Annotated in this window: 26 protein-coding genes; 17 read left to right on the top strand and 9 right to left on the bottom strand. The window is 60.8% G+C overall.

Annotated elements, in window-relative coordinates:
* Positions 1-64: 64 nt before the first annotated feature.
* The gene (locus GR183_RS12585; protein WP_244313729.1) at positions 65-1,312 is read right to left on the bottom strand and encodes an MFS transporter; all 1,248 of its coding nucleotides are present in this window, start codon (positions 1,310-1,312) and stop codon (positions 65-67) included.
* Positions 1,313-1,518: 206 nt separating this feature from the next.
* Positions 1,519-1,932 (bottom strand): peptide-methionine (R)-S-oxide reductase MsrB, encoded by a 414-nt coding sequence (msrB, locus tag GR183_RS12580; RefSeq protein WP_160776001.1) that lies wholly within the window; start codon positions 1,930-1,932, stop codon positions 1,519-1,521.
* Positions 1,933-2,337: 405 nt separating this feature from the next.
* Here msrB and GR183_RS12575 point away from each other — a divergent pair, with 405 nt between their 5' ends.
* The 8 genes from GR183_RS12575 to GR183_RS12540 all read left to right on the top strand — a co-directional run bounded on the left by GR183_RS12575 (position 2,338) and on the right by GR183_RS12540 (position 9,055).
* Positions 2,338-4,731: a putative monovalent cation/H+ antiporter subunit A gene (locus tag GR183_RS12575; RefSeq protein ID WP_160776000.1), complete on the top strand. Its 2,394-nt coding sequence runs from the start codon at positions 2,338-2,340 to the stop codon at positions 4,729-4,731.
* A complete protein-coding gene (locus GR183_RS12570) occupies positions 4,728-5,147 on the top strand; it encodes a Na+/H+ antiporter subunit B (protein WP_160775999.1) in 420 nt (139 codons plus the stop codon). The genes GR183_RS12575 and GR183_RS12570 overlap by 4 nt, the downstream gene beginning before the upstream one ends.
* Positions 5,147-5,524 (top strand): Na+/H+ antiporter subunit C, encoded by a 378-nt coding sequence (locus GR183_RS12565; RefSeq protein WP_160775998.1) that lies wholly within the window; start codon positions 5,147-5,149, stop codon positions 5,522-5,524. Before GR183_RS12570 ends, GR183_RS12565 begins: the two co-directional genes overlap by 1 nt.
* A 2-nt stretch (positions 5,525-5,526) precedes the next feature.
* Positions 5,527-7,110: a Na+/H+ antiporter subunit D gene (locus GR183_RS12560; RefSeq protein ID WP_160775997.1), complete on the top strand. Its 1,584-nt coding sequence runs from the start codon at positions 5,527-5,529 to the stop codon at positions 7,108-7,110.
* The gene (locus tag GR183_RS12555; RefSeq protein WP_160775996.1) at positions 7,107-7,583 is read left to right on the top strand and encodes a Na+/H+ antiporter subunit E; all 477 of its coding nucleotides are present in this window, start codon (positions 7,107-7,109) and stop codon (positions 7,581-7,583) included. The genes GR183_RS12560 and GR183_RS12555 overlap by 4 nt, the downstream gene beginning before the upstream one ends.
* Positions 7,580-7,936, top strand: a complete 357-nt coding sequence (locus tag GR183_RS12550; protein ID WP_160775995.1) for a cation:proton antiporter — start codon at positions 7,580-7,582, stop codon at positions 7,934-7,936. Before GR183_RS12555 ends, GR183_RS12550 begins: the two co-directional genes overlap by 4 nt.
* Positions 7,933-8,283 (top strand): monovalent cation/H(+) antiporter subunit G, encoded by a 351-nt coding sequence (gene mnhG, locus GR183_RS12545; protein ID WP_160775994.1) that lies wholly within the window; start codon positions 7,933-7,935, stop codon positions 8,281-8,283. Before GR183_RS12550 ends, mnhG begins: the two co-directional genes overlap by 4 nt.
* 352 nt (positions 8,284-8,635) lie before the next feature.
* Positions 8,636-9,055: a Ros/MucR family transcriptional regulator gene (locus GR183_RS12540; RefSeq protein ID WP_160775993.1), complete on the top strand. Its 420-nt coding sequence runs from the start codon at positions 8,636-8,638 to the stop codon at positions 9,053-9,055.
* A gap of 77 nt (positions 9,056-9,132) precedes the next feature.
* Here the strand turns inward: GR183_RS12540 and GR183_RS12535 are convergent, their stop codons facing one another.
* Complete coding sequence (locus GR183_RS12535; RefSeq protein ID WP_160775992.1) at positions 9,133-9,486, bottom strand: hypothetical protein; 354 nt, start codon at positions 9,484-9,486, stop codon at positions 9,133-9,135.
* Between the two features lie 138 nt (positions 9,487-9,624).
* On the opposite strand from GR183_RS12535, the gene GR183_RS12530 reads away from it, so the two are divergent.
* Positions 9,625-10,014 carry a helix-turn-helix domain-containing protein gene (locus GR183_RS12530; protein WP_202396075.1) on the top strand — a complete coding sequence of 130 codons (390 nt, stop codon included), beginning with the start codon at positions 9,625-9,627 and terminating at the stop codon, positions 10,012-10,014.
* A complete protein-coding gene (locus tag GR183_RS12525) occupies positions 10,007-10,783 on the top strand; it encodes a DUF6456 domain-containing protein (RefSeq protein ID WP_160775990.1) in 777 nt (258 codons plus the stop codon). Before GR183_RS12530 ends, GR183_RS12525 begins: the two co-directional genes overlap by 8 nt.
* A gap of 16 nt (positions 10,784-10,799) precedes the next feature.
* Here the strand turns inward: GR183_RS12525 and GR183_RS12520 are convergent, their stop codons facing one another.
* Both GR183_RS12520 and GR183_RS12515 read right to left on the bottom strand, forming a co-directional pair.
* The gene (locus tag GR183_RS12520; protein WP_160775989.1) at positions 10,800-11,231 is read right to left on the bottom strand and encodes a SufE family protein; all 432 of its coding nucleotides are present in this window, start codon (positions 11,229-11,231) and stop codon (positions 10,800-10,802) included.
* Between the two features lie 204 nt (positions 11,232-11,435).
* On the bottom strand, positions 11,436-11,897 hold the full coding sequence (locus GR183_RS12515) for a DUF5330 domain-containing protein (RefSeq protein WP_160775988.1): 462 nt from the start codon (positions 11,895-11,897) through the stop codon (positions 11,436-11,438).
* Positions 11,898-12,229: 332 nt separating this feature from the next.
* On the opposite strand from GR183_RS12515, the gene GR183_RS12510 reads away from it, so the two are divergent.
* The 3 genes from GR183_RS12510 (at position 12,230) to GR183_RS12500 (ending at position 15,502) form a co-directional block, all read left to right on the top strand.
* Positions 12,230-14,023 (top strand): sensor histidine kinase, encoded by a 1,794-nt coding sequence (locus tag GR183_RS12510; RefSeq protein WP_160775987.1) that lies wholly within the window; start codon positions 12,230-12,232, stop codon positions 14,021-14,023.
* A gap of 14 nt (positions 14,024-14,037) precedes the next feature.
* Complete coding sequence (locus GR183_RS12505) at positions 14,038-14,859, top strand: peptidoglycan-binding domain-containing protein (RefSeq protein WP_160775986.1); 822 nt, start codon at positions 14,038-14,040, stop codon at positions 14,857-14,859.
* 307 nt (positions 14,860-15,166) lie between these two features.
* Complete coding sequence (locus GR183_RS12500) at positions 15,167-15,502, top strand: DUF1491 family protein (RefSeq protein WP_160775985.1); 336 nt, start codon at positions 15,167-15,169, stop codon at positions 15,500-15,502.
* An 81-nt stretch (positions 15,503-15,583) separates the two neighbouring features.
* Here GR183_RS12500 and GR183_RS12495 read toward each other — a convergent pair whose 3' ends face one another.
* Complete coding sequence (locus tag GR183_RS12495; RefSeq protein WP_160775984.1) at positions 15,584-16,690, bottom strand: DUF2336 domain-containing protein; 1,107 nt, start codon at positions 16,688-16,690, stop codon at positions 15,584-15,586.
* 476 nt (positions 16,691-17,166) lie between these two features.
* Here GR183_RS12495 and GR183_RS12490 point away from each other — a divergent pair, with 476 nt between their 5' ends.
* From GR183_RS12490 to GR183_RS12480, 3 genes are all read left to right on the top strand, one after another.
* Complete coding sequence (locus GR183_RS12490) at positions 17,167-17,373, top strand: hypothetical protein (RefSeq protein WP_160775983.1); 207 nt, start codon at positions 17,167-17,169, stop codon at positions 17,371-17,373.
* Between the two features lie 67 nt (positions 17,374-17,440).
* A complete protein-coding gene (locus GR183_RS12485; protein WP_208999845.1) occupies positions 17,441-18,289 on the top strand; it encodes a hypothetical protein in 849 nt (282 codons plus the stop codon).
* Positions 18,290-18,717: 428 nt separating this feature from the next.
* Entirely contained in the window at positions 18,718-19,413 is a 696-nt protein-coding gene (locus GR183_RS12480; protein ID WP_160775982.1) for an extensin family protein, read from the top strand.
* A gap of 16 nt (positions 19,414-19,429) precedes the next feature.
* On the opposite strand, the gene GR183_RS12475 is transcribed toward GR183_RS12480, so the two are convergent.
* Genes GR183_RS12475 through GR183_RS12465 form a run of 3 tightly spaced genes read right to left on the bottom strand, consistent with a single transcriptional unit; the run spans position 19,430 to position 22,757 of the window.
* Positions 19,430-19,987 carry a DUF1254 domain-containing protein gene (locus GR183_RS12475; RefSeq protein WP_160775981.1) on the bottom strand — a complete coding sequence of 186 codons (558 nt, stop codon included), beginning with the start codon at positions 19,985-19,987 and terminating at the stop codon, positions 19,430-19,432.
* On the bottom strand, positions 19,984-20,643 hold the full coding sequence (locus tag GR183_RS22260; RefSeq protein WP_202396074.1) for a DUF1214 domain-containing protein: 660 nt from the start codon (positions 20,641-20,643) through the stop codon (positions 19,984-19,986). Before GR183_RS22260 ends, GR183_RS12475 begins: the two co-directional genes overlap by 4 nt.
* Positions 20,640-22,757, bottom strand: a complete 2,118-nt coding sequence (locus GR183_RS12465; RefSeq protein WP_160775980.1) for a transglycosylase domain-containing protein — start codon at positions 22,755-22,757, stop codon at positions 20,640-20,642. Before GR183_RS12465 ends, GR183_RS22260 begins: the two co-directional genes overlap by 4 nt.
* 284 nt (positions 22,758-23,041) lie before the next feature.
* Between GR183_RS12465 and GR183_RS12460 the strand changes: the two genes are divergently transcribed.
* Positions 23,042-23,524, top strand: a complete 483-nt coding sequence (locus GR183_RS12460) for a YcgN family cysteine cluster protein (RefSeq protein ID WP_160775979.1) — start codon at positions 23,042-23,044, stop codon at positions 23,522-23,524.
* Positions 23,525-23,609 lie beyond the last annotated feature (85 nt).

The raw sequence follows: 23,609 nt of genomic DNA, 5'->3' as shown, positions 1-23,609 counted from the left end.
CCACCCGCCTTAGGCAAGCCGTGCGCGACCGGAGCGAGGGATTGTGAAGGTGGCCGGGCCCCTGTCAGGCCATGGCGGCGCGCGGCTTGCGGGTGTTGAAAAGCAGAAACGCCATGATGCCGATATTCAGGAAATTCCAGGCGATGCCGTTGAAGAAAGCGGCCTCATAAGAGCCCGTCAGGTCATAGATCAGGCCAGACAGCCAGCCACCGAGCGCCATGCCGAAGATCGTCGCCATGATGACGAAGCCAACCCTTTGTCCCGCTTCGCGCGCCGGCAGATACTCGCGCACGATGATGGCGTAGCTCGGCACGATGCCGCCTTGCGCAAGGCCGAAGACCAGCGACACGATATAGAGCGAGACCAGACCGTCGAACGGGAGATAGGCGAAAAGGGCAAGGCACTGCAGCACGGAGCCGAGAAGCAGCGTCTTTACGCCGCCTATCCTGTCGGCAAGGACGCCGGAGATGAGCCGGCTGACGATGCCGCCGGCAAGCATCAGCGACAGCATTTCCGCACCGCGCGCGACACCGTAGCCAAGGTCTACACAGAGCGCCACGATATGGACCTGCGGCATGGACATGGCCACGCAGCAGCCGATGCCTGCGATAGCGAGCATCATTTGAAGCGTGCGCGGGGAAAAGGATATCGACGCGACGGGGTTGAGGCGGACGGCGCCGCTCGGCGAAATGTCGATCTCTTCTTCCGGCAGGCGGCGGCGCAGGAGCAGGGCGAGCGGCACCATAAGGACGATACAGGCGACGCCGATGCCGAAATAGCTGTAACGCCAGCCACCCTCGACCATGCCCCACTGAATGAGCGTCGGCCAGATGGCGCCGGCCAGGTAATTGCCGCAGGCGGTCGCGGCGACCGCGATGCCGCGGCGCTTGTGGAACCAGTGCGAGACATCGGCGATCAGCGGGCCGAATGTCGCGGCGGTGCCGATGCCGATGAGCACGCCCTGGATGATCGCGAACTGCCAGATATCGCCGCTCACCGAGGCGAGCATGAAGCCCGCGCCAAGCGCGAAGGCCGCGCCGATCAATGGCGGCATGATGCCTAAACGGTCCACCCAGCGGCCCATGACGAGGTTGCCGAGCGCAAAGCCGATCATCGTCGCGGTGTAGGGAAGGGAGGCTTCCGCCCGCTCCACCCCGAACTCGGCCTGGACCGAAGGCAGCACAACCACCACGGCCCACATGCCCACACTGCCGACCGTCGACAGAAGGATTGCCACCGCCAGGCGGAACCAGGCATAGGGACCATCGACGAGGGGCGCCTGCGGCGCAGGGGCATGCGCTTGAACGGACAAGACAGTCTCCGAAGTGCAAGAAATGCCGGTAAATTGTCGGACAAAATCAATCGGGCTGAGGAACGTCCGACAACCCACGCCGGCTGTCAAGGAATTCGGCCCCGAGTTTCCGTACTCCACCGCGAAATTGAAGAACCAGTTCGGCAAAAAGAAAAGCGCCGGCAGGTGTGCCGGCGCTTTGGATGGTCGGACTGGCCGCCGTCGGATCAGCCGTCCTGGTCGAAGGTGAGCGCGTGACCGTTGATGCAGTAGCGCATGCCCGTCGGCCTCGGGCCGTCCGGGAAGACGTGGCCCAGATGTCCGTCGCAGCCCGAGCAGCGGATTTCGGTGCGGATCATGCCGTGGGAGGTGTCGCGCAGTTCCACCATCGCCTCGGACGAGGCGGGTTCGAAGAAGCTCGGCCAGCCGCAATGCGAATCGAACTTCGCGTTGGAGCGGAAAAGCTCCTGTCCGCAGCCCGCGCAGGAATAAAGTCCGGGCTTGTGGTTATCCAGGAAGGGACCGGTAAAGGGCCGCTCCGTGCCGGACTGGCGCAGGATGCGGTACTGATCGGGAGACAGGATCTCGCGCCATTCCTCGTCGGACTTGACGACTTTCGGCGTATTTTGTGTGTCGTTCATGGTGCCTCCTCGTGGGGAATACGATGCTTGAGATGGCAGAAGTAGCGAGCGCAGGCGCGACAGCAAGGGTGAAAACAGGCTCATGACGAAATCTTGAAATGAGGGAAGGGGATAACCGCGGATCTCCGGTTCAGCCGCAAGATTATCATGACTTCGCAACAGTGCCGTTCACTTGCGCGTTTGCGCCTTTCAGGCCTTGTAAGCGCAAAACCTTCCGGCCTGCTCTCAGGGCATGCGAAGTTGCGCGGAAAAGTCGTGTCTGCAATGAATGTCTTCCGGTATCCACTTGCCCGGGTTCGATCTCGTCTGTATGTCACCCGTGACTTCGCAATAACCGAACTATAAACAACAATAATCACAAGCGCCTCGATTCGGGGCGGACCTGAAAGCTTCCAGGGGGAGTCCATGCCACTTTCCGGACCCGAGGCGACCGTCTACGCCGTTCTGGCCCCATTCGCGGCTGCCGTGATCGCACCCCTTATGGTCCGGTTGTTCAAGCACAATGCGGCATGGCCGCTGGCGCTGGTGCCCGCTTTCGTCTTCCTGCACTTCGCAGGCTTCGTCGGCGCCATCGCGCATGGCGAAACCTTCACTCCGTCGCTTGACTGGGCGCCGACCTACGGCGTGACCCTGTCGTTCTACCTCGACGGCCTGTCGACGTTGTTCGCGCTTCTGATTTCCGGCATCGGCACCTTCATCATCCTCTACTCCGGGGGCTACCTGAAGGGGCACCCCCACCACGGGCGGTTCTTCTCCTTCATGTTCATGTTCATGGGTTCCATGCTGGGGCTCGTGACCGCCGACAACCTGATCACGCTCTTCGTTTTCTGGGAACTTACGTCGATCACCTCGTTCCTGCTGATCGGCTTCGACCACCTGCGAAGGGCATCGCGCCGGGCGGCGCTTCAGGCCCTCGTCGTCACCGGCGGCGGCGGGCTGGCGCTGCTTGCCGGCTTCCTGTTGATCATGTCGCTGACGGGCGAGGCCAATATGTCGGCTCTGCTCGCGGGCGAGGATATCCTGCGCCAGAGCCCGGCCTATGCGGCGGTGTTGATCCTGGTACTCGGCGGGGCCTTCACGAAATCGGCCCAGTTTCCGTTCCATTTCTGGCTCGCGAACGCCATGGAAGCGCCGACGCCCGTTTCCGCCTATCTGCATTCCGCGACCATGGTGAAGGCCGGCGTCTATCTCCTCATGCGCATGCAGCCCGTCCTCGGCGATACGCTGCTGTGGACGACGATCCTTCCCCTTTTCGGTGGCGTGACGCTCATTTTCGGAACGCTTCTGGCCGTGCGCCAGACCGACCTCAAGCTGATGCTCGCCTATACGACGGTCGCCTCGCTCGGCCTTCTCGTCATGCTGACGGGAACGAGCCTCGACAAGGCGATCGAGGGTGCGGCGCTTTATCTGCTCGCGCATTCGCTCTTCAAGGGTGCGCTCTTCATGGTCGCCGGCACGGTCGATCACGAGGCGGGCACGCGCGATATCACGCGGCTCGGCGGCTTGCGCGGAGCAATGCCCATCACCTTTGCCGCCGCCTGCCTTGCTTCGCTTTCCATGGCGGGCCTGCCGCCCTTCATCGGCTTCATCGCCAAGGAATATCTCTACGAAGGCATCTGGGAAGCGCCGAGCGGCGCGCTCGCGCTGACCGCGACCGCGGTGATCGGCAACGCCTTGATGCTGGTGATCGCGGCCGCCGTGGCCTTGAGACCGTTCACCGGCCAAAAGGCCGACACGCCCAAGCACGCCCACGAAGGGCCGATCCTGCTCTATGCCGGGCCTGTCGTCCTGTCCGTCACGGGGCTCGTCGCGGCGCTCGTCGCCCATACGACGGGCGAATATTTCGTCGGCCCGACGGTGAGTTCCATCATCGGCCGTTTCGAAGAAATAAACCTGCACCTGGTGCCGACGCACATCGGTGCGCCGCTTTATCTCTCCGTCGCAACCATCGTGCTCGGCGTCCTGCTTTACCTGAGGCTCGATGCCCTGCGGGCCATGATGGCAAACACGCTGACGGCGATCGGCTGGGGACCGGACAAGGGCTTCGACCAGGCGATTTCGGCAATCGTGCGGCTTGCGACGGCGGTCACGCGTTTCGTGCAGGCCGGCAAGCTGCAGGTCTATATGGTGATGACCTTCATCATCACGGCGCTTGCCCTTCTCGTGCCGACCTACCTTGCGGGTGCATGGCCGCAGAACTTCTCCGTACCGCAATTCCGCTTCTACGAGTGGGCGATCCTCGTCATCGCGGTCGCCGGTCTCATCGCCGTGCTGATCGCCAAGACGCGGCTCACGGCGATCGTTTCGCTCGGCATCCAGGGTTTCGCGGTCGCGGTTATCTTCATGCTTTTCGGCGCGCCCGACCTTTCCTTCACGCAGTTCATGGTCGAGACGCTGTCGGTCGTCATCCTTGCCCTCGTCATGACGCGGCTCAACCTGACGCCGCGCGACCACCGCAAGCTGGGCGATCAGCTGTTCGACGGTGCGATCGCGATCGCCGTCGGCTTCGGTTTCGCCACGGTGCTGATGCGCATCACGGAACTGCCGTTCGACCCGCGCCTGTCGGTCTTCTTCTCCGAATATGCCAATGCGATCGCCCACGGGCGAAACATCGTCAACGTGATCCTCGTCGACTTCCGCGGCATCGACACGCTGGGCGAGATTTCCGTCGTCATGGTGACCGGCCTCGCGGTGCTGGCGCTGATCCGCGTGAGGCCGAAGCGAAGACCGCTGGAGACAGGTGAAGACACCGGCCCCGCGAAAACCGAAGAGCCCAAGGAACTGGAGGCGGCGAAGTGAGAACGGTCATCTTCCGCACCATCGCCCCGTATCTTTCCGCGCTGATGGTGCTTTTCTCCGTCTTCGTGCTTCTGCGCGGCCACAATGCGCCGGGAGGCGGCTTCATCGGCGGGCTGATCGCGGCTTCGGCCTTCGCGATATTCGGTATCGCCTGCGGCGTGGCGGCGGTTCGCCGCGCGATCATCTTCCACCCGATGGCGCTTTCGGCCTTCGGGCTTTTCATCGCCGGTCTTTCCGGGCTACCCTCGCTTTTCCTGCGCCAGCCCTTCATGACCAGCCAGTGGTGGTACATCCACGCCTTCGGCGTCGAAATCCCGCTTTCGACGCCGCTTATCTTCGATATCGGCGTCTATTTCGTCGTGGTCGGCGCCATTTCGTCGATCGCCCTGGCGCTTGAGGAAAGGGAGAGCGACTGATGGAAGCGGGCCTTTCCGTGCTGATCGGTCTTTTCTTCGCCGTCAGCGTCTATCTGCTGATGTCGCGCCAGATCGTGCGCATCATGCTGGGTATCGCGATCCTTGGAAACGCGGTGAACCTCCTGATCTTCACCGCCGGCAGGCTGACGCGCGAGGTACCGCCGGTGATCCCGGAAGGGGCCCTCACGCCGCTCGAGCAGACGGCCAATCCGCTACCCCAGGCGCTGATCCTGACCGCGATCGTGATTTCCTTTTCCTTCTTCGCCTTCCTGCTCGTCCTTGCCTTCCGCTCCTATCAGGAGCTCGGCACGGACGACGCGAATGAAATGCGCGTGGCCGAGCCGGCCGGCGAACCCGCGCCGCCGCAAGGGTACTGAGCATGGCCGTCTCGAGCGAAAGCGTCGACATCTCCCACGCGATGGTCATCGCGCCGGTCTCCCCGGCGGACTGGCTGATCGTCGCGCCGTCGATCCTCACGATCCTGGGCGGCGCGATCTGCCTGATGTCGCGCAAGGACACGGCCGCACAGCCGCGCATCGGCGTCTTGTTCCTGATGCTGCTCGTGTTCGCGACAGGCGGGCTTTTCCTGCATGTGCTCGACAAGGGCGTCGTCACCATGGTCATGGGCCGCTGGCTGCCGCCTTTCGGCATCGCCTTCACGGCGGACCTGACGGGTGCGACCCTTGCCTTCGTGGCTTCGCTCGTGGCCTTTGCAGCCGGTGTCTACGGCATTGTCGACGTCGACGGCAGCGGGCGGCGCTACGGCTTCTATCCGTTCCTGCTTCTGCTAATGACCGGCGTGTGCGGCGCGTTTCTCACCGGCGACATCTTCAACCTTTATGTCTGGTTCGAGGTGCTGCTGATCGCCTCCTTCGGGCTCCTTGTCCTCGGCAACGAGCGGGCGCAGCTTGACGGCGCGGTGAAATACGCGCTCCTGAACATCATCGCCACGACGCTCTTCCTGCTGGCGACGGGCCTGCTCTACGGCCTTTACGGCACGCTCAACATGGCGGATATCGCCATCAAGACGCGCGAATTCGGCATCGACGGGCCGATGGCCACGATCGCGGTGCTCTATTTCCTGGCATTCGGGATGAAGGCGGCCGCGTTCCCGGTGAATTTCTGGCTGCCGGCGTCCTATCACACGCCGCGCATCGTGGTTTCGGCGGTCTTTGCGGGCCTTTTGACCAAGGTTGGCATATATGCGCTCCTGCGCATCTTCGTCGTGCTCATGCCGGAAGCGCGCTTCCAGCTTCAGGACCTGATCGCGCTGGTGGCCATCGCCACCATGCTGACCGGCGTTTTCGGCGCGCTCGCCCAGACGGACGTACGCAGGCTGTTCGGCTATCTCGTGATTTCCGGCATCGGATCCATGCTGGCCGGTCTTGCCATCGGCACGACGCCCGCGCTCGCCGGCACGATCTTCTATGCGATCCACTCCATCGTCGTCATGACCGCGCTTTACATGGCAGCCGGCGTGATGAACGCCATGGGCGGATCCTACTCCTTGCGTGAACTCGGCGGGCTTTACGCCGCAAGCCCGGCGTTCGCCGCCGTCTTCCTGGTGCTTGCCTTCGCGGTTGCAGGCCTGCCGCCGTTCTCCGGCTTCTGGCCGAAGGTCATCCTGGTCGAAGCCGCGATCACGACGGGCCGTGTTTGGATCGCCGCAAGCATCCTCGTGACAGGGCTCCTGACGTCGATCGCGGTCGGGCGCGTGTGGATCTTCGCCTTCTGGCGCGGCGGGCCGGAGGGCACGCCCGACGGTGCCGCCGAACCGGGAGCGCTGGCGGCGGCGCCGGGCCTTGCCCGCCCGGTGGTCTGGCTTCCGCTCGGCGTGCTGCTTGCGCTCGTCGTCTTCATGGGAATCGTGCCCGAGCCCATGTTCCAGGTCACGGGACGCGGGGCCACCACCATGGTCGATCCGATCGGCTACGTCCGCTCGGTCTTCGGAGACAGCCTATGACCGGTTTGTTTCTCATCAACATCCTGCTGTCGCTCGCCTGGGGCGCGGTGACGGGCAGCTTCGAAATCGTCAATCTCGGATTCGGCTTCGCGCTTGGCTCCGTGGCGCTTTATCTCATTCGCGAGCAAGTCGGCACGGGGGGGTATTTCTCGCGCTCCTACAAGGTGGTCAACCTCGCGCTCACCTTCATCTACGAACTCGTGCTTTCGGCTGTCAGGGTTGCGGCGATCGTGCTTCGGCCGCGCATCGACCTTGAACCCGGCATCATCGCCTATCCGCTGACGGTGGACCGGGATTTCGAAATAACGATGCTCGCCAACCTGATCACGCTGACGCCGGGCACGCTTTCGGTCGACGTATCGAACGACCGCAAGACGCTCTACGTCCACTGCATAGACGTGCCCGACCCGCAAGCGACGATCGACGACATCAAGAACGGGTTCGAGCGAAAGATCCTGGAGGCCTTCCGATGATCGAGATATTCGGATTTACCGGGTCCTTCCTGGACGTCTGCGTCAGGATCTCGCTGGTCCTTTTGAGCCTGTCCTTCTTTCTGATCGTCTTCCGCTTCGTGCGCGGGCCGTCGCTTCCGGACCGGATCGTGGCGCTCGACATGCTGGTGGCGGTCGGGATCGGCTTCATCGCCGCCATTGGCGTCCAGACCGATTATTATCTCTATATCGACATCGCCATCGCGCTCGGCCTCGTCGGCTTTCTGGCGACCGTCGCCTTCGCCCGTTTCGTGCTGAACCGCGGGCTTGCAGGCGATACGACGATCATGAACGAGGTTGGCGAAAGCGAAGCGCGCAGGGAGGCCGGGCAATGACCGTCGTTTACGAAACGTTCGTCGGGATCGTGCTCGTCATCGGCGCGCTTTTCTGTCTGATCGCCTCGATCGGGATCATCCGCCTGAAGGATGTCTATATGCGCATGCATGCTGCATCGAAAGCGGGGACGCTTGGCTCCGGGCTGATGCTCATCGTGCTTGCCGTCCACGCCCATCAATTGGATGTGATTACGCGCGCGATCGCCGGCGTGGTGTTCTTCCTGCTGACCGCGCCGGTTGCCGCGCACCTGCTGGCGAAGGCGGCCTACGAGGTTGGATACAAACCGTGTGCGGATACGAAAATTGATGATCTTGCCAAGGATGGAAAGGCGAAAGAGGCTGAATGAACGCTTTGCTGCGCAGGTTTATTCACAAACTCTAAAATTTTAGTCAGCATCCGATTCGCGGTGAATTTGCATCGAAAACAGGGTTACTCTCGATTGAATCGATCTGAAAGCCTTTAAAACTTCGAGTTCTTGATATCAATTTGAAGGATTTTTCCAAGATACCATCCGTAATCTACGATTTTCGGCTTGTTCCATGGAAATTGCTAATTTATATACGGGCCTTGAGTTTTGCCGGAATGAAACTTACGCATTCGATGAACAGGTTGATTGCCTGTATTTTCCTTCATTGAAAAAGCGAAGGCTTCATCAGGCCTGAATCGAAATGACACAAGTAGAAAAGACAGGTGAAAATATGAGCGACGCCGCTGCCGCCGATGACAATCTCATCGATCTCACGGCCGATATTGTTGCCGCCTATGTGAGCAACAACACCGTTGCATCCACGGATCTTGCCGGCCTCATCAACGAGGTTCATCAGGCGCTGCAGCGCACGAGCGGCAGTGTGACCGAACCCGAGCCGGAGCCGCTGAAGCCGGCCGTGCCGGTGAAGAAATCGGTGACGCCGGACTACATCGTCTGCCTGGAAGACGGCAAGAAGTTCAAGTCCCTGAAGCGCCACCTGCGTACGCATTACGACATGACGCCGGAAGAGTACCGCGAAAAGTGGGGCCTGCCGGCCGATTATCCGATGGTTGCGCCGAATTATGCGGCTGCACGCTCCGAACTTGCCAAGAAGATGGGCCTGGGCCAGCAGCGCAAGCGCGGCAAGTAAGCCTGGACAATTTTTGTTCGCAAATCAGCCGCCGTGCAGAAATGCACGGCGGTTTTTCTTTTCAAGAGCAGTTTTCCTCAAAGCCGCGATGCGAGCTTGCCCGCAATCTCGACCGCTTGGGCGAGCCCGATCAGCCTGTTTGCGTCGAACGTCCAGTGACCGGCGATGCCGCGCCGTCTCTCGGCGTCATGGGCACGCTGCAGAAGCACCTGATGGCGTATCAGCAGTTCTCCGTTGAGCGGCCGGTGCTCCAGTTCCCCATGAAGACCGGGGAGGAGCCTCTGTATCAGGCGCAGGTAAAGCGCGTGCCTTTCCTCATCGCTTAGACCGGCAAGAACATGTCCCGCCAAAACTGAATCGGATTTGGCGGTTTGGATATGCTCTGGCGGACAAGTGACGTTTTCCCGGCGGGCGTGCGTTCCATCGCTCATGCTCCGATTATCGCTCGGGTCGAGCGGACGGGAGTTTCGCGGCAATTGCAGATTTCGACAGGGTAGTTATCCCCGCCATGGCGGCATTGACATTACAATAGGAAAATAATCATATTTCACGCCATGGAGTTTAGGGCGATGCCGATTGCAATTACAGAGTGTAGCCGGAATCCGGAACGGGTTCATCACGATTGCGATATCCTGCCGATCATCGAAGGCTGCGTCATGGCCGTCTTCGAAGTTCCCCGTGAAGGATTGAGGATTTCCTCGCGGGGAAAAGCGGATGTCGCCTTTGCCCGTCAGGTCGCGATGTATCTCGCCCATGTGGTCGCGGGCCTGACGCTGACGGATGTCGGCAAGCGGTTCGGACGCGACCGGACGACAGCGGCCTATGCTTGCCGATTGATCGAGGACAGGCGCGACGACCCGGCGTTCGACCGGCGGCTTTCAGCGCTTGAAGCCGCGATCCAGTCCGGGTTTTCACGGTTGAGCGTGGCCGGCCGTGCCGGGCGGCAAGCAAATGGCTGAAGGCGGCGTCAACCTGCGCGCGGGCCGTTTGGACCGAATGGATCCGAAGACGGTCCGCCGTGTATTGAAACGGCTTGCGAGAGGGCCTCAGGTTTACGAATGCAACGGCGATGGCGACCGGCTGAACCCAACTTCATCCGCAGGCCCAGGCATTACCTTCGGTGCCGGCACGATTTCGGCACTGAAAGCCGCCGAGCTGCTGGAAGATGCCGGAGCGGGGAAAATACGCCTGTCCGCGTCAGGCAGGGCCTGGTTGAAACGGGCACTTTCCACCGAGGACGGTTTTCAGGAGCAGCATCAGGAACGAATTAGCCTGAAAGTCCGCGGGCGTGATGGCGCGAATGAGAGCGTGAGGGTCAACCTCAAGGAAAGCCCGCTAGCCTGGCTTCATTTCCGAAAGGCGCGCGATGGAAGGCCCATGGTGGACGCCCCGCAGTTCGAGGCTGGGGAACGGCTGCGCCGCGACCACGAATTCGGACAGATCCGCCCCGGCCTTGCAACGCAGGTCTGGGGCGCCCAAGCGAGGGGCGGGGGAAAAGCGGGAGGCGCAATCGATCTCAGCGATGCCGCGATGGATGCCCGCGACCGGGTGGAGCGGGCGCTAGAGGATGTCGGGCCGGAACTTTCCGGCGTTCTCGTCGACGTTTGTTGCTACCTCAAGGGTCTGGAAACCGTCGAACGCGAGCGCCGCTGGCCGGCCCGCTCGGCGAAAATCGTGCTGGCTTTGGGGCTGGACCGGCTTGCCCGGCACTACCGCTTGAAGGTTTGAGCCGGAAAATTTCGGATTACGCGGCGGCGAGCGCGGAGCGCGCGTCGTCGCGGATCTTCTGGACCATGGCCGTCAGCCCGTTCGAGCGTTGTGGCGTCAGGTGCTCGCGAAGCCCGATCTTCTTGAAGATCGCGTCGATATCCGTATCCAGGATCTCACTTGCGCTATGGCCTGAAAAGACGGCCAGAACGATCGCCACAAGCCCGCGCACGATATGCGCGTCGCTGTCGCCCTTGTAAGTGATCACCGGCTCGTTTTCGGCGTTGCGGCCGATCGAACGGGTGAGCCAGACCTGCGAGACGCATCCGCGCACCTTGTTTTCCTCGGTACGCGCATCGTCGGGAAACTCGGGAAGGGTGCGGCCAAGCTCGATGACATAGCGATAGCGATCTTCCCAGTCGTCCAGGAATTCGAAATTTTCCAGTATTTCGTCGAGAGACGTCGCCATGCCGCGCATTACCCTTTCAATTCACTCGCCAAGACATATAGCTTTCGCACGGCGCTATGCAAACCGTGCTCGACCTGGGCGGGCTTCACGTCAACGGGAAAAGAAAAGCGCCGCAAGCGGCAAGGGCATGGCCGCCTGCGGCGTGGCGGAAACCTCCGCCCAGTCGGGTTGCCAGCCGTTAAACGGCCGGGGCAAAGAACCTGATTACGCGCTGCGGTTCAGCGGCTTCGGTTGCGGCAGCGCCACAGGTGCCTCGGGCGCGACCTTCGCCGCTTCGGGCTCGAAAGAGGGGGAAACGGCAGGCAACGGAAGTGCCGGACCCACCCATTGCGGTGCCAGATCGTCAGCCGTCAGCGTCCCGGTACTGCCGGTCGTGAGCGTATTGTCCAGTGTTTCGGGCGAAGCGCCCTCATCGAGATATTCATAGACGAGACGGGCACTTTCGCGCGCCTTTGCGCCGAATGTCCTGAGCGCCTGACCCCCTGTTTCGCAGGCGTTCGGATTGCGCGTGCAGAAGGAGGAAATGTCGCTGACGGTCGATTGCGCGGCGCTCAATGCCTGCCAGGGCGAAACGCCGGCTGTGGCGTCGTCCTGCGAGCCGGTATCGATTGGAAGCAACAGGATGACGAGGCCGATCCAGAATGCCGTTCGAAGAAGGAAAAACATGATATGCCGCCCTTGAATTCAGTTTCGCGTCTTTGACCGGCTCCGCTCGTCCCTCGGCCGAGGCGGCGGTGCTCGTTATAGGCAGCACCATAGGCAGACATATCGAAAGACGAGGTTCGTCGCGGCAGTGCAATTCGATTCAAATACTTGGCGCATTTTTCGCAAATTCGATTCAAATTTTATTCGTATTCGAAACGATAAGGTTTCCATCCGTTAAATGAGGAAAATTGGGCAATTCCGCCCTTTGCGCGCCGGCTTCATCGTTCCTTAAGCCGTTGTTGTGACTATGGGTCAAAAGAATTTGGGCGACGAAGGCCCCAGATCGGATAGTCATGTTGCGCGTAACCGAAATCCTGAGGCCCGCAAACCGGGTGATCGACAGTCTGGTGCATCCCGATGCGGCAGGCGACCGGCGCGAGTTCGAACGGCACAGGGCGTTTATCCTCGCCAATCTCCTCGGGGGAATTGCCGCGCTCGTGCTTCTGCCGCTTGCGCTTGCCCTCGTCGGACCGATCACGCTTCCTGTAACGCTTGCGCTTGCCTGGCTGATCGCGCAAATCCCGGTTGCCATGTTCCTTTCGCGATCCGGCTCGATCGCCATGGCGCATCTGGCTTCGGCGCTTTTGTTCGCGAGTTTCATCGGCGCAATGGCAGCCCTTACGGGGGGAATTGAGTCCTTCGCGCTTCTGTGGCTGGCCATCGCGCCCCTGGAAGCGGCACTTTCGGGATCTCGAAAGGTGATCGGCATCGTCGCGGCAGCATCCGCGGCGATCGTCGCCGGGCTTGCGCTTGCAGATCCGCTCGCCCTTCCGCGTTTCGCATTTCCGGGTGCGGATATATCGAAGGCGGCGATGGAAGCGGTCACGGGGGCGGCCGCACTTGCCTATGCGGGCGTGCTTGCGCTCAGGATCGATTGGGACAACCGGCGGGGCCGCCAGCTTCTACGCGAGCGCGAAGCAAAATACTGGCTGGTCGCGGAGAATGTGACCGATGTCATCTCGCTCCACGCCGCCGACGGCTCGGTTCAGTTCGTTTCCCCTTCCGTGCAGTCCGTCGTCGGGGTGCGGCGGCGCGAAGTGATGGGCAAGGGGCTCTTCGCCCGCGTCCACGTGGCTGACAGGCCGGCGTTTCTCAAGGCGATTTCGGATGCGGCGATGTCCGGCGAGCCGGCAAATATCGAATTCCGGATTCGCCACAGCTCGCCGGGAACGCACGACGGGCACTGCGACTATCTCTGGCTGGAGATGAACGCACGCTCAGTGGAGCGTTCGGTCCCCGGCGTGGAAGGCGATGTCGTCGCCGTGTACCGCGACATTTCCGACCGCAAGGCGCATGAGGCGATGCTTGCCGAAGCGCGCGAGGAAGCGGAAGCGGCCAGCGCGGCCAAAACGAGGTTCCTGGCAAACGTAAGCCACGAATTGCGTACGCCGCTCAACGCGATCATCGGCTTTTCTGATCTTCTCAGAAATACGCCGCATCTGCTTCAGAACGCTGAAAAAAGCGGCGAATACATTGACCTTATCCACGATTCCGGCCGTCATCTCCTGCAGGTGGTGAACGACATTCTCGACATGTCGAAGATCGAGACGGGAAATTTCGATCTGGTCGTGGAGCCGTTCGACCTTGCCGAGACGATCGAGGCCTGCGTGCGCATGATGCGGGGCGAAGCCGACAAGAAGGACATCGAGCTCATCGCCGATGTTCCCAAGTCGCTTAGGGAGTTTTCCGCCGACAGCCGCGCCTGCAAGCAGATCCTGCTGAACCTGATTTCGAACGCGGTGAAATTCTCCGATGCCGGCAATACGGTCGTCGTCGCCGCCCACCGCGAGCGCGATCACCTCGTCATGCGCGTGCGCGACCGGGGCATCGGCATTGCCAGGGAAGATCTCGACCGGCTCGGCAAGCCGTTTTTCCAGGCGAATTCCGGCTATAACCGCGCGCATGAGGGAACCGGCCTCGGGCTTTCGGTCGTCAAGGGCCTCGCGGAACTTCATGGCGGCGATGTGGAGTTCGAAAGCCGGCTCGGCAAGGGCACGACAGTTTCCGTCCGGCTGCCCTGGACCGGCGCTGCGCACGAGGACAAATTGCCTCAGGAACAGCCTGCGCCGGCGCGCAAGATCGCGTAACGGGGAAAGCGTCCATGGCTCGCCGCACTGCGAATTCAAAGGCCCGCCCGAACCGGAAAAATCGATCTTCCGCCGATCTTGCGGATCAGATCGACGGGACGAATGCAAGGAGCATCGTCTTCGACAATCCGGTGATCGCCGGCGGATGGCTCGTCATGCTGTTGACGGTCGCCATCATTATCGCCAACGCGACCAGCTTCCAGTCCGAACCGCATCCGGCTCCGCTATTTTCCACGCGCGATGCAGCGCCGCTTGCGGCGGATCAAACGCAATCCTCGCGAGCCCCGGCCTATTCGCTGCTCGTTCACGATGCGCAACTGGAATTGCGCCGCCTCGGCTTCTACGAGGGGCTGCTCGACGGGATAAAGGGACCTGCGACCGACCGTGCCGTCAGGGCTTACCAGCGCTCGCGCTCCTTGTCCGACACGGGCAAGATTTCGGCGGCGCTCGTCGCCCGCCTCTCGCTCGACACGGGCGAGGCGAGCGGCGGACTGCCCAGCGGGGAAAGCGTGCCGGTGCCGCAAAGCGCTCCGACAACCTTAGGAACGCCGCTGCCGCCAGCCGACGTTCCGGTAAGCCCGGTCACGGGCTCCTCGGGAATTCCCAGGCCCGCGAGCCAGCCGGAAGGCGACAGGCGCATACTGCAGGCCCAGTCGATCCTTGCGGACCTCGGCTACGGCCCGGTCGCCGTCGACGGGCTGATGGGAGATGAAACGGCGAGCGCCATCCGCCGCTTCGAGCTTGATCGGGGGTTGCCGATCACCGGTTCGCTGAACGACCGGGTGAGCGAAGAGCTGGAGCGCATGAGCGGGCGCAAGCTAGTGGATCGATTTTGACATTTGATACCCATTCGCAGTTGGGCTCTCAATCAAATGTCAAAATCAAAAAAATCCACTATAAATAAATATTTAGCTAGTGGTTTTAACGATCCCAACATTTGCAGCCGAGCTTGCGGCAGGGAGATGCAAATGTTGGGATCAAACCGCTAGACGGCTGAACGCCGGAGCATCGCGGAGGAGACCGGTTTTTCTGTACGTATTGGCCTCCAGCTGAGCGCAGCTTGACCTATCACCGGCAGACAATCCGCGATAGACCTCGGTCCGCCATATTCATCGATTCTCGAAGCGGAGGTTGCGGTCGGCCATGCGGCTTACATCCGATTTCTGGGTGAGCGCACATGTGCGCCGCTGCCACAAGGAAGGCGCCTACGCCGTGGTGCGCAGGCGCGGCGCATTCGAAGCGGGTGCGATTTTCGTCGTGGTGGACCGGCTGGACGGCACATTCGACCTTTATGGGCCCGCCCCGCAATCGATGATGGAAGAGCACGGCTCCGGCGGGCGCGTGTTCGAAAAGCTGCTTGAAGGCGCGGATCAGGAAAAAATCGACGGGAAATTCGAGCGCGAGGCGCGTATCGACCCGGATTTCTGGATCGTCGAGATCGAGGACCGCGAGGGCCGGGCGTTTCTGGACAGCATCTGACGCAGGTGCCGCTTCACGGGTAAGCCGCTCATCCCGAATACGGGAAGCTGGCTGTAGCGCAGCACGATCGTGGCCTCGGGGTCAGCCGGTTTTGCGGCGGGTCTTGCGGGCGTTGGCCGGCAAGGCGGGGCGTGGCTTCGCTGCCGTTTCCGCACGTGCGGCGCCGGCGAACTGCGGCGCGTGAAGGGGTGTGGCCGGCTTGGCGTCGTCCAAAGGCAGGTCGTTATTCCATGCCGAAACGAGAATGGAGGCGGCCCGTGGCGTCAGCCTGTCGAAAAGCCGGAGCAGGCCGCGCAAATCGTCGAGCGAATGTTTGGCGCCGAAAAGACGCACGAGGATGCGGGCCGCGTCGTCGTCGTTCAGGCCAAGCGCACGAAGGCAAACGACAAGGGCTTCTCCTTGCGCGTCGTCGGCGATTTGTGCTGCGACATCCGGCGGGAGCGCCAATGCATAGGCCAGATGCGCCGCGAACGCGGCAACCCCGCCGGAAAGGGCGGCGGCGACCAGATCCTGAAGCACTGCCGGTTTGAAGGCAGTGTGCAGGGAGAGCGGCCTTTCCTTGCGCGCAAGCTCCGCCAGTGCACGGGTTTCGGCGGCGGCGATCGCCTCCATCCGCCCCGCATGGTCGAGATCCGGAAAGGATGAAAAGAGGAGGCTTGCCGGCAAGGCCTTTACCGCCGCGAGGTCCGGGGCAAGCCGCCGCAATATATCCGGCCGTTCCTCGAGAACGGAAAGGGCTTCGCTCGATACGGCCACGTCGGCACGGTTGAGGAGCGTTTCCAGGGTCTCGGCGTCAGCTGTGGCGAAAAGGGCGGTGACCACAGGCTCGGGAAGCGAAGGCCGTGAGGCGATGAGCCGGCGCAAGCCTTCCGGTCCACGCCCGGCGGCGGCTACGAGATCGCAGTCGCTCAATCCGTCGGACGCGGCAAGGATCGGAGCCGCGACCCGGGGGTCCTCATCCCGTGCAAGAGCGGAAAGCGTTTCCTGCGGAACCTGGGCAGCCCCGGCCAGAAGTTCGGAAATACGCCGCCGGCCCTCGAAATTGGTCTCCGGAAGGAGTTGGCGTGCAAGCTCGGCGAAGATCGCGCGCTCGCTCCTGTCGTGACTGTCCATCGAGACATAGAGTTCGCATGCCGCAAGCAATGTGCGGGACTTGCGCGAGTCGCCGGAACCTTCGGAAAGGGACACGACACTGTCCGAACTGATGCTTTTTTTCGACAAGGAAGACACCGGACCGATACGCGAGGAACTGGGTCACGACCATGTTGATTAGAATTGAAGCAAAACGATTAACGTTTCGTTAAAGCTAAAAGAGCGTTAATCGTAAAAATACAAGAGTTTGTAGAGGCTTGTCAGAATTTTATAATGTGTTGAACAGTCTTGTGCCGCCCAAATCATGGGCTCGGCCGCCCAATTTGATCAATGATTGCAGTCTTGAAGGCTTTGTCGTTAATCAACCGGAATTGATCCAGGTTTAATGCGCGGCCGTTCTCAATCAGATGTGACCGAATTATCACGGACAGTGCGCTATTTCTTTAGGTAACTTTAGCAAGGGCCGTCGTTAACACCCTGTTAACCCGGTTAAGCGCCAACTGATCGCAGGTGTCTTGTAGGGCGTCGCCTTCGACCGGGATCCCAAGCCCGGTTTTGCGATGGAGGATGCGATGGGTACCGTACTGAACTTTGCCGAAGCGCCGCGCCGCGCGGTCCGTCAAGGCAGGCCGGCTGGCGCCGATGGTGAGCGAAAAGGCGTCGTTGTGATCTTTCCCGGCATCCGTATGGAGCGGGAAGGGGTTGATTTGAGTGCCCGAATCGGGCGCAAGCTGGATCGTCAGCAGTCTGAGGAACGCGGCCCGGGCTTTCCGATTTAAACGCCGCGCGCGCCGGGGTGGGCCCTGCGCCTGAGCGACTGCTCGACGGAAGGCGGCGGAAACAGGAATGCGCGATCGGCGTGACAACAGGCTTGCGGCAAGAAGCGCGTCCATTGCCCGCTGGACAGGGTTCGCGGTATTCGCCGTCCTGAGTGCCTCGATATCTGGTTGCTCGCGCCCCACCGGGGATTTCGACCGGGCGAAACCTTCCGTCATCCACGATCAGGTGATGCCAGCGATCGGCTACGAAGCGGCGCATAACCGCCGTGAACCCGTCTCGCGTTTCAACCTTACCGATGACGAGCGTTTGCTGCGTGATCGCGGCTGGAGCCTGATCCGTCCTCCCAGTTCGGAAGACTGGATCGCCGGTTCGCAGGTCGAACTCATCCGCACGCGCATCCTGCCCGAAGCGGACCAGACGCTCGATCCGGGCCGCTACTACTCGTACCTGCGATCCGACCGATACGAGTCCAGCGATGCGCGCTACGACCGTGTTGCCGCGGACGCGCTGGGGGACGCTGAACTTGTCCTGCCGTTCTGCGAGGTCGCCGAACGTGTTGCCGCCGCCGATGAGGAGCGCTTGCGTGCGCTCGGCCGGCGAGATGTTTCCACAAAGGAAGAGCTGGCCGGAGCACAGGCGCGGGTCTGGGAAAACAAACGATACACCTCATGGGCGATGCTTTCGCTCCGGTATCGCCTGAAGTCATACCGCCACGCGATTGATGCGCTCGAGATCGAAACGCCGTCCGACGACAAGGTGTGGGACGCCAATATGGCGTGGAAGCGGCTTGCCGCGCAGATCGTCTTCCTGGAGAAGGGATGTACCGGCATCAACCGCTACGGGCAGGAAAGAGTGGTCAAGCAATCGCGCATCTACACGGGTTGGGGGCTTGAGCGCCCGGCAAGCAAGAAATAGGTCAATCGTATCGGCCCGGGGTGTTGAGTACTTCATTGGGCAAATTCGGACCGAACCCAGGTGCGAAGATAAAGCCTCGATAACTGATGAGTTTCACATCTATCGATAAAATAGGCATTGTAATATTTATCTTCAGTAATAGAGGAAATATTAGGCGTTGATTATAAGTTTATATATTGTATAATCGTTGAAAATGATGAATATGTGATTTATAAAATCAAGATAAAAACTGTGGATTATTGAGATATTAATTTTTAACATTGCGCCTTGCTCTTAAAATAAGTGATAAATATTTAGGCTGTTGTAAAAATATTATTAGAAAATAAAAATGATGCAAAAACTATTGAAATCAAGTTCGTTAGCTTTCCGTATATAATATCAAAGTATGAGAGAGGGTGTATTTCAAGTAAAAAACAGGAGTTATTCAAATGACTTTGGTAAGGGTGGATAATATTTCGGGGATCTCGCTTTTTTATGACAGGTTTAAAAGCGGTTCCTATGGTAATGAAGCGGTGGCAATGCGACCCTTTATTGATCAAAAATTTTTTGGAATTTGTGAAAAGGCCGTTGCCACGATACGCGATGCGCTAAGTAAAGGCGAGTACGAGATCAAGCAGATCTGGAGTGGCGGCGTTGGGCGGTCCGGCAATGGACGTTCCTACCATCATAAAAACAGGGCATTCGATTTGGATGCTTTGATATTCGCGGACAATACAAAATGGGTGGCAAATACATTCCCTGACCGCCCATATATCTATCTCGCTATCGAAGCATGTTTGCGAACGAAATTCGGAACGGTACTAAACTACGATTACAACAAGGCGCATGAAGACCATTTTCATTTCGACAATGGAACGACCGTAAGATTTAAACGTGAAGCGCGGAGTCATGTTCTGTTCCTGCAGCACACTTTGATGAAGTTATTTAATCAGGATATAGGAGAATCCGGCGCCGACGGGATTTTTGGGCCGGATACGGATGCCGCTTTGTCACGTGTTCGAAAGCAGATCAATATCGGCGGACTGTCAGGCAAACAAAACTGGCTCCGCTATCTCGAAGTATGCGCTGAAGTAGCGATTTTGAATGAAAAATCAATAGTATCGGTCGATGGTCCGTCCGCTTGAGCGGCTTGACGAAAATTCAAAGTTTCCGGCACACCGCCTCTTCGAGCGACGTCTCGATAACGCTTCGGCGCAGGGCATCGGGAATAAAGGCGCGCAGGAGTGCGAAACCCTCTTCGGCTTCGGTCTCGATGACGATCATGTCCTCAAGGTTTTCCGGCGGCTGCTCGCGCAGGCGGCTCAGCTGATCGGAAGTGAGCACCAGCATTGTCAGCCGCCCCGTGCCGGAGGTGCGATCGTTGAAGGAATAGATCGTCTCGCCACGGCGGTTGAAGAGCGCGAACGACCAGAAAGGGGCGGGTATCGTCGCTTCAAGGCGCACCGGCCCGGTTTCGAGCTGATACCGGCAGGCGGCATGCGTCATCGCCGGGTCGAGCATTGCCAGCGTCTCCGATCCGGCGGCTATCGGCGGCAGGCGTATGAAGCCTTCATCCGCGCCGAACCGGCCGATCCGCTCATAGGCGAGGTCGGGTACCTGGGCGGGAACGCCAAGAACCACCACGACGTGAATGATCCCCCCGATGAAAACACCGGCAAGTGTGAGCAGCCCCAGCCTGACAAGGTTTAGCGTCTTCATCGGCAACGCTCCCTGACGATGTCGGGCATATCGACGTTCGCGATGCCGGTTCCCGTTGTCAGCGGGGTATCGTAGAGCCGCAGCACGAAGACCAGACCGTCGGCGATCGGGGCGGTCGGAAGCCAGTTGCCGGGTCTTGCATAGGGGGCCGCGGTAATCTCGAAGCTGCCGTCGGGCCTGCGAAGGAGATGATGGCTGGAAAGGCCCGCACGTCCGGCAACGGTTGCGACCAGCCGGAATTCGCGGTTCATGGAGACCAGCGTCCACAGCCGGGATGGCGCGGTCTTGCCGAAAATGCGGTAGTCGCAGGCGGGGTCGAGAGGGCGGCCGGCGCTGTCGCTGTCTGCGAGGAAGGCAAGGCCCTCGCCGCCGGCGAGCGGTATGCGGCCTGTGCGTGCATACATGGCTGCCGAATACGGGTCGGCCTCAGGCGTGCCGGCATCGGGAAAGGCCTCCCACAGGCCAAGACGGAGCGCGCCGAAAAGTTCTCCCTTTTCAACCGAGAGATAGGCCGAACCGAGGCCGACGAAGAGGGCGACCAGGAGAACATAGGCCAGGGACGCGGCGCCAAGCCTGCGGGACGGCCGCAAGATCGCCGGACGCCTGTCCGGCGGCACCCATGTGGCTTCCGGGTTGAAGCTTTCGGTTGCGCTCACCTGGTCACCGTGCTCGTGTCGGTATCCGGGAATGCCGCGGCCCGCTGGCCGGGAAGCGCGGGAACGGAAATTTCCGAAAGCTTCTCGCCGATCTGCTTCAGGACGGCCATCGACTGCTCGCGCAAGAGCCGGGGCCGCGAACCGCCGGCATCGGGGTCGACTTTCGCCACTTCCGCCGCCTCGGGCTTCGTTTCCGCTTCCACGCCCGGAAGCGTCTTGAGCTCGATTCCCTGATGGGCGTATTCCATGATCGATTGCCAGGTCATCGCCGGAAGCGAGCCGCCGGTCATGCGGTTTGTGCGGGAAAAGTCGTCGTTGCCGAACCAGACGGCGGCCGCGTAGTTTCCGGTATAGCCTACGAACCAGGCATCCCTGTAGGCCTGGGTCGTTCCGGTCTTGCCCGCGGCGACGACACCTTCGATCTGCGCCCGGCGGCCCGTGCCGCGCTCGACCACATTGACGAGCACGTCGTTCATCTCCATCGCCGCTTTTTCCTGCAGGACGCGCTCGGGCGGGGGAGCTTCGCGATCATGCTCGTAGATGATATCCCCGCTGGAATTCTTCACCTCCTGGATCGCGAACACCTTGTTTCGCTTGCCGCCCGTGGCGAATGTGGAATAAGCGGCGGCCATATCGAGAACGCGAACCTCCGCCACGCCGAGGGGAAGCGCGCGGGTGATTTTCAGCTCGCTCGTGATGCCCATTTTATATGCGTTTTCAACGACCTTGTCCCTGCCAAGCGCTTGGGCGAGGCGCACGGGAACGGTGTTGATCGACTTCGTCAGCGCCGTCTTGAGCGTGACCGCTCCGCGATAGCGCCGGCCGTAGTTTCGCGGGCTCCAGCCGCCGATATTGATCGGAGCATCGGGTACGATCGACTTCGGTTCATACCCGTTCTGGAAGGCCGTGATATAAACGAAAGGCTTGAAGGAAGACCCCGGCTGGCGCAGCGCGTCGACCGCGCGATTGAACTGGCTGGCGCCATAGTTCTTGCCGCCGACCATCGCGCGAACCGCGCCGGAATCCGGCACAAGAACCGCTACCGCGCCTTCCTCCACGCCGTAGCGGTCCGAATACTCGCGAAGCGTGGAAAGCACCGCGCGCTCCGCCTGGCGTTGCAGGCCCGGATCGAGCGTTGTGCGCACGGTCACGATACGGTCTTGCGCGAGCGCCGGCTTCGTGCGGGCAAGCTCCTTCAACTGGTCGAAGGCGTAGTCGAGGAAGTGATCCGGCGCGCGCTCCTGGCTGCGGTCGACCGCGACGGCGGGATTGCGTCGCGCGCCGATAACCTGACCTTCGGTCATGAAACCGGCCTGCACCATGTTGGTCAGCACTTCGTTGGCGCGTGCGCGGGCGGCGGGAAGGTTGATATGCGGGGCGTATTTCGTCGGAGCCTTGAAGAGGCCCGCAAGCATCGCCGCTTCGGCCAGCGAAAGATCGCGCACGTTCTTGTTGAAATAGAACTTGGAAGCGGCTGTCACGCCGAAGGTTCCGCCGCCCATGTAGGCGCGGTCCAGGTAAAGCTTCAGGATCTCGCGCTTGGTGAGGTTCGCCTCCAGCCAAAGGGCCAGGAAGGCTTCCTTGATCTTGCGTTCCAGCGTGCGCTCGTTGGAAAGAAACAGGTTCTTGGCAAGCTGCTGGGTAAGCGAGGAGCCGCCCTGGACCACCGAGCGGGCGCGCACGTTTTCCACCATCGCGCGGAAGGTGCCGATCACGTCGATGCCGAAGTGATGGAAGAAGCGGCGATCCTCCGTGGCGAGCGCGGCCTTTATCATATGGTCGGGAATGTCTTCCAGCGGGACCGTGTCGTTGAGGATAATTCCGCGGTGGCCGACCTCGTTGCCGAAACGGTCGAGAAAGGTGACCGAAAAATCGTCGGTGGTTCTCCAGTCCGAGCGAGCCGTTTCCTCGAAGGCGGGTAACGCAAACGTGAGCATGACGATCAGTCCGCCGAGGCCGAACGTCAGGGCGTCGGACCCGAGTTCGGCACCCAGGCGCCCGACACCGCGTGCGCGAAATTTCCGCAAGAATGCCGAATAACCCTCAAGTCCGCGCCTCAGGGCGGTGAAGAACCGCCACAGGACCGTATCGACCCAAGCATCGGCCGAAAGCATGCCGCGGCGCAATTCACGCCATATCCGCACGGGGAATGAGGGTGGCTTGGAAGGCGGCAAATCTGGGTTTCCGCCGGTTTCAGGTCCTGAAGATCGCGTACTCAAGTTACTTGTGCCCGATTTCGCTCAACCGCATGGTCCCGCGAGGAACAACCCGCAATCCCCGCCGGCCCGAACCTCAATTATAATGGAATCGGATTGACCTTGCATCAAATGACAAGTACCGCCAAGCCCTTGAAAATTCCCGCAGGCGGAAAGACGTAGAGACAAGCGGTATATATCGTATGGCCAAGACGGTGAAGGGCGCGAAACCCGGCGATTTCTTCTGGAAGGCGAAGACGCTGGAAGAGATGGACGCCGCCGAGTGGGAAGCGCTCTGCGACGGATGCGGGCGCTGCTGCCTCAACAAGCTGGAAGACTGGGAAACCGGCGAGATTGCCTGGACGAGAATCGCCTGTACGCTGTTCGACGACGGCAGTTGCCGCTGCAAGAACTACGAAAAGCGCCATGAAACCGTACCGGATTGCGTGCCGCTGACGCCGGAATCCGTGAGACGGCTGCACTGGCTGCCCGTAACCTGCGCCTATCGCCTGATCGCGGAAGGGCGCGATCTCTACTGGTGGCACCCGCTTGTGTCGGGCTCGCCGGAAACGGTGCACGAGGCCGGAATATCGGTGCGCGGGCTTACGATCCCCGAGGACGGGATCGCCGTCGAGAATTATGAAGATTTCGTGATCGAAGCGCCTACGGAAGACTCGTTTAAATAATACCGGCTATACCCTGAGCCAAATGGTTAAAGGGGAGGAGCGGGCGCGCCACTGACCGGGCCGCCGGCTGCGAAATCTGTTGCAT

Source organism: Stappia sediminis (assembly GCF_009826895.1).
Lineage (GTDB): Bacteria > Pseudomonadota > Alphaproteobacteria > Rhizobiales > Stappiaceae > Hongsoonwoonella > Hongsoonwoonella sediminis.
Note: the sequence above shows the minus strand (reverse complement) of the source record. Positions and strands in the feature narration are given on the sequence as shown.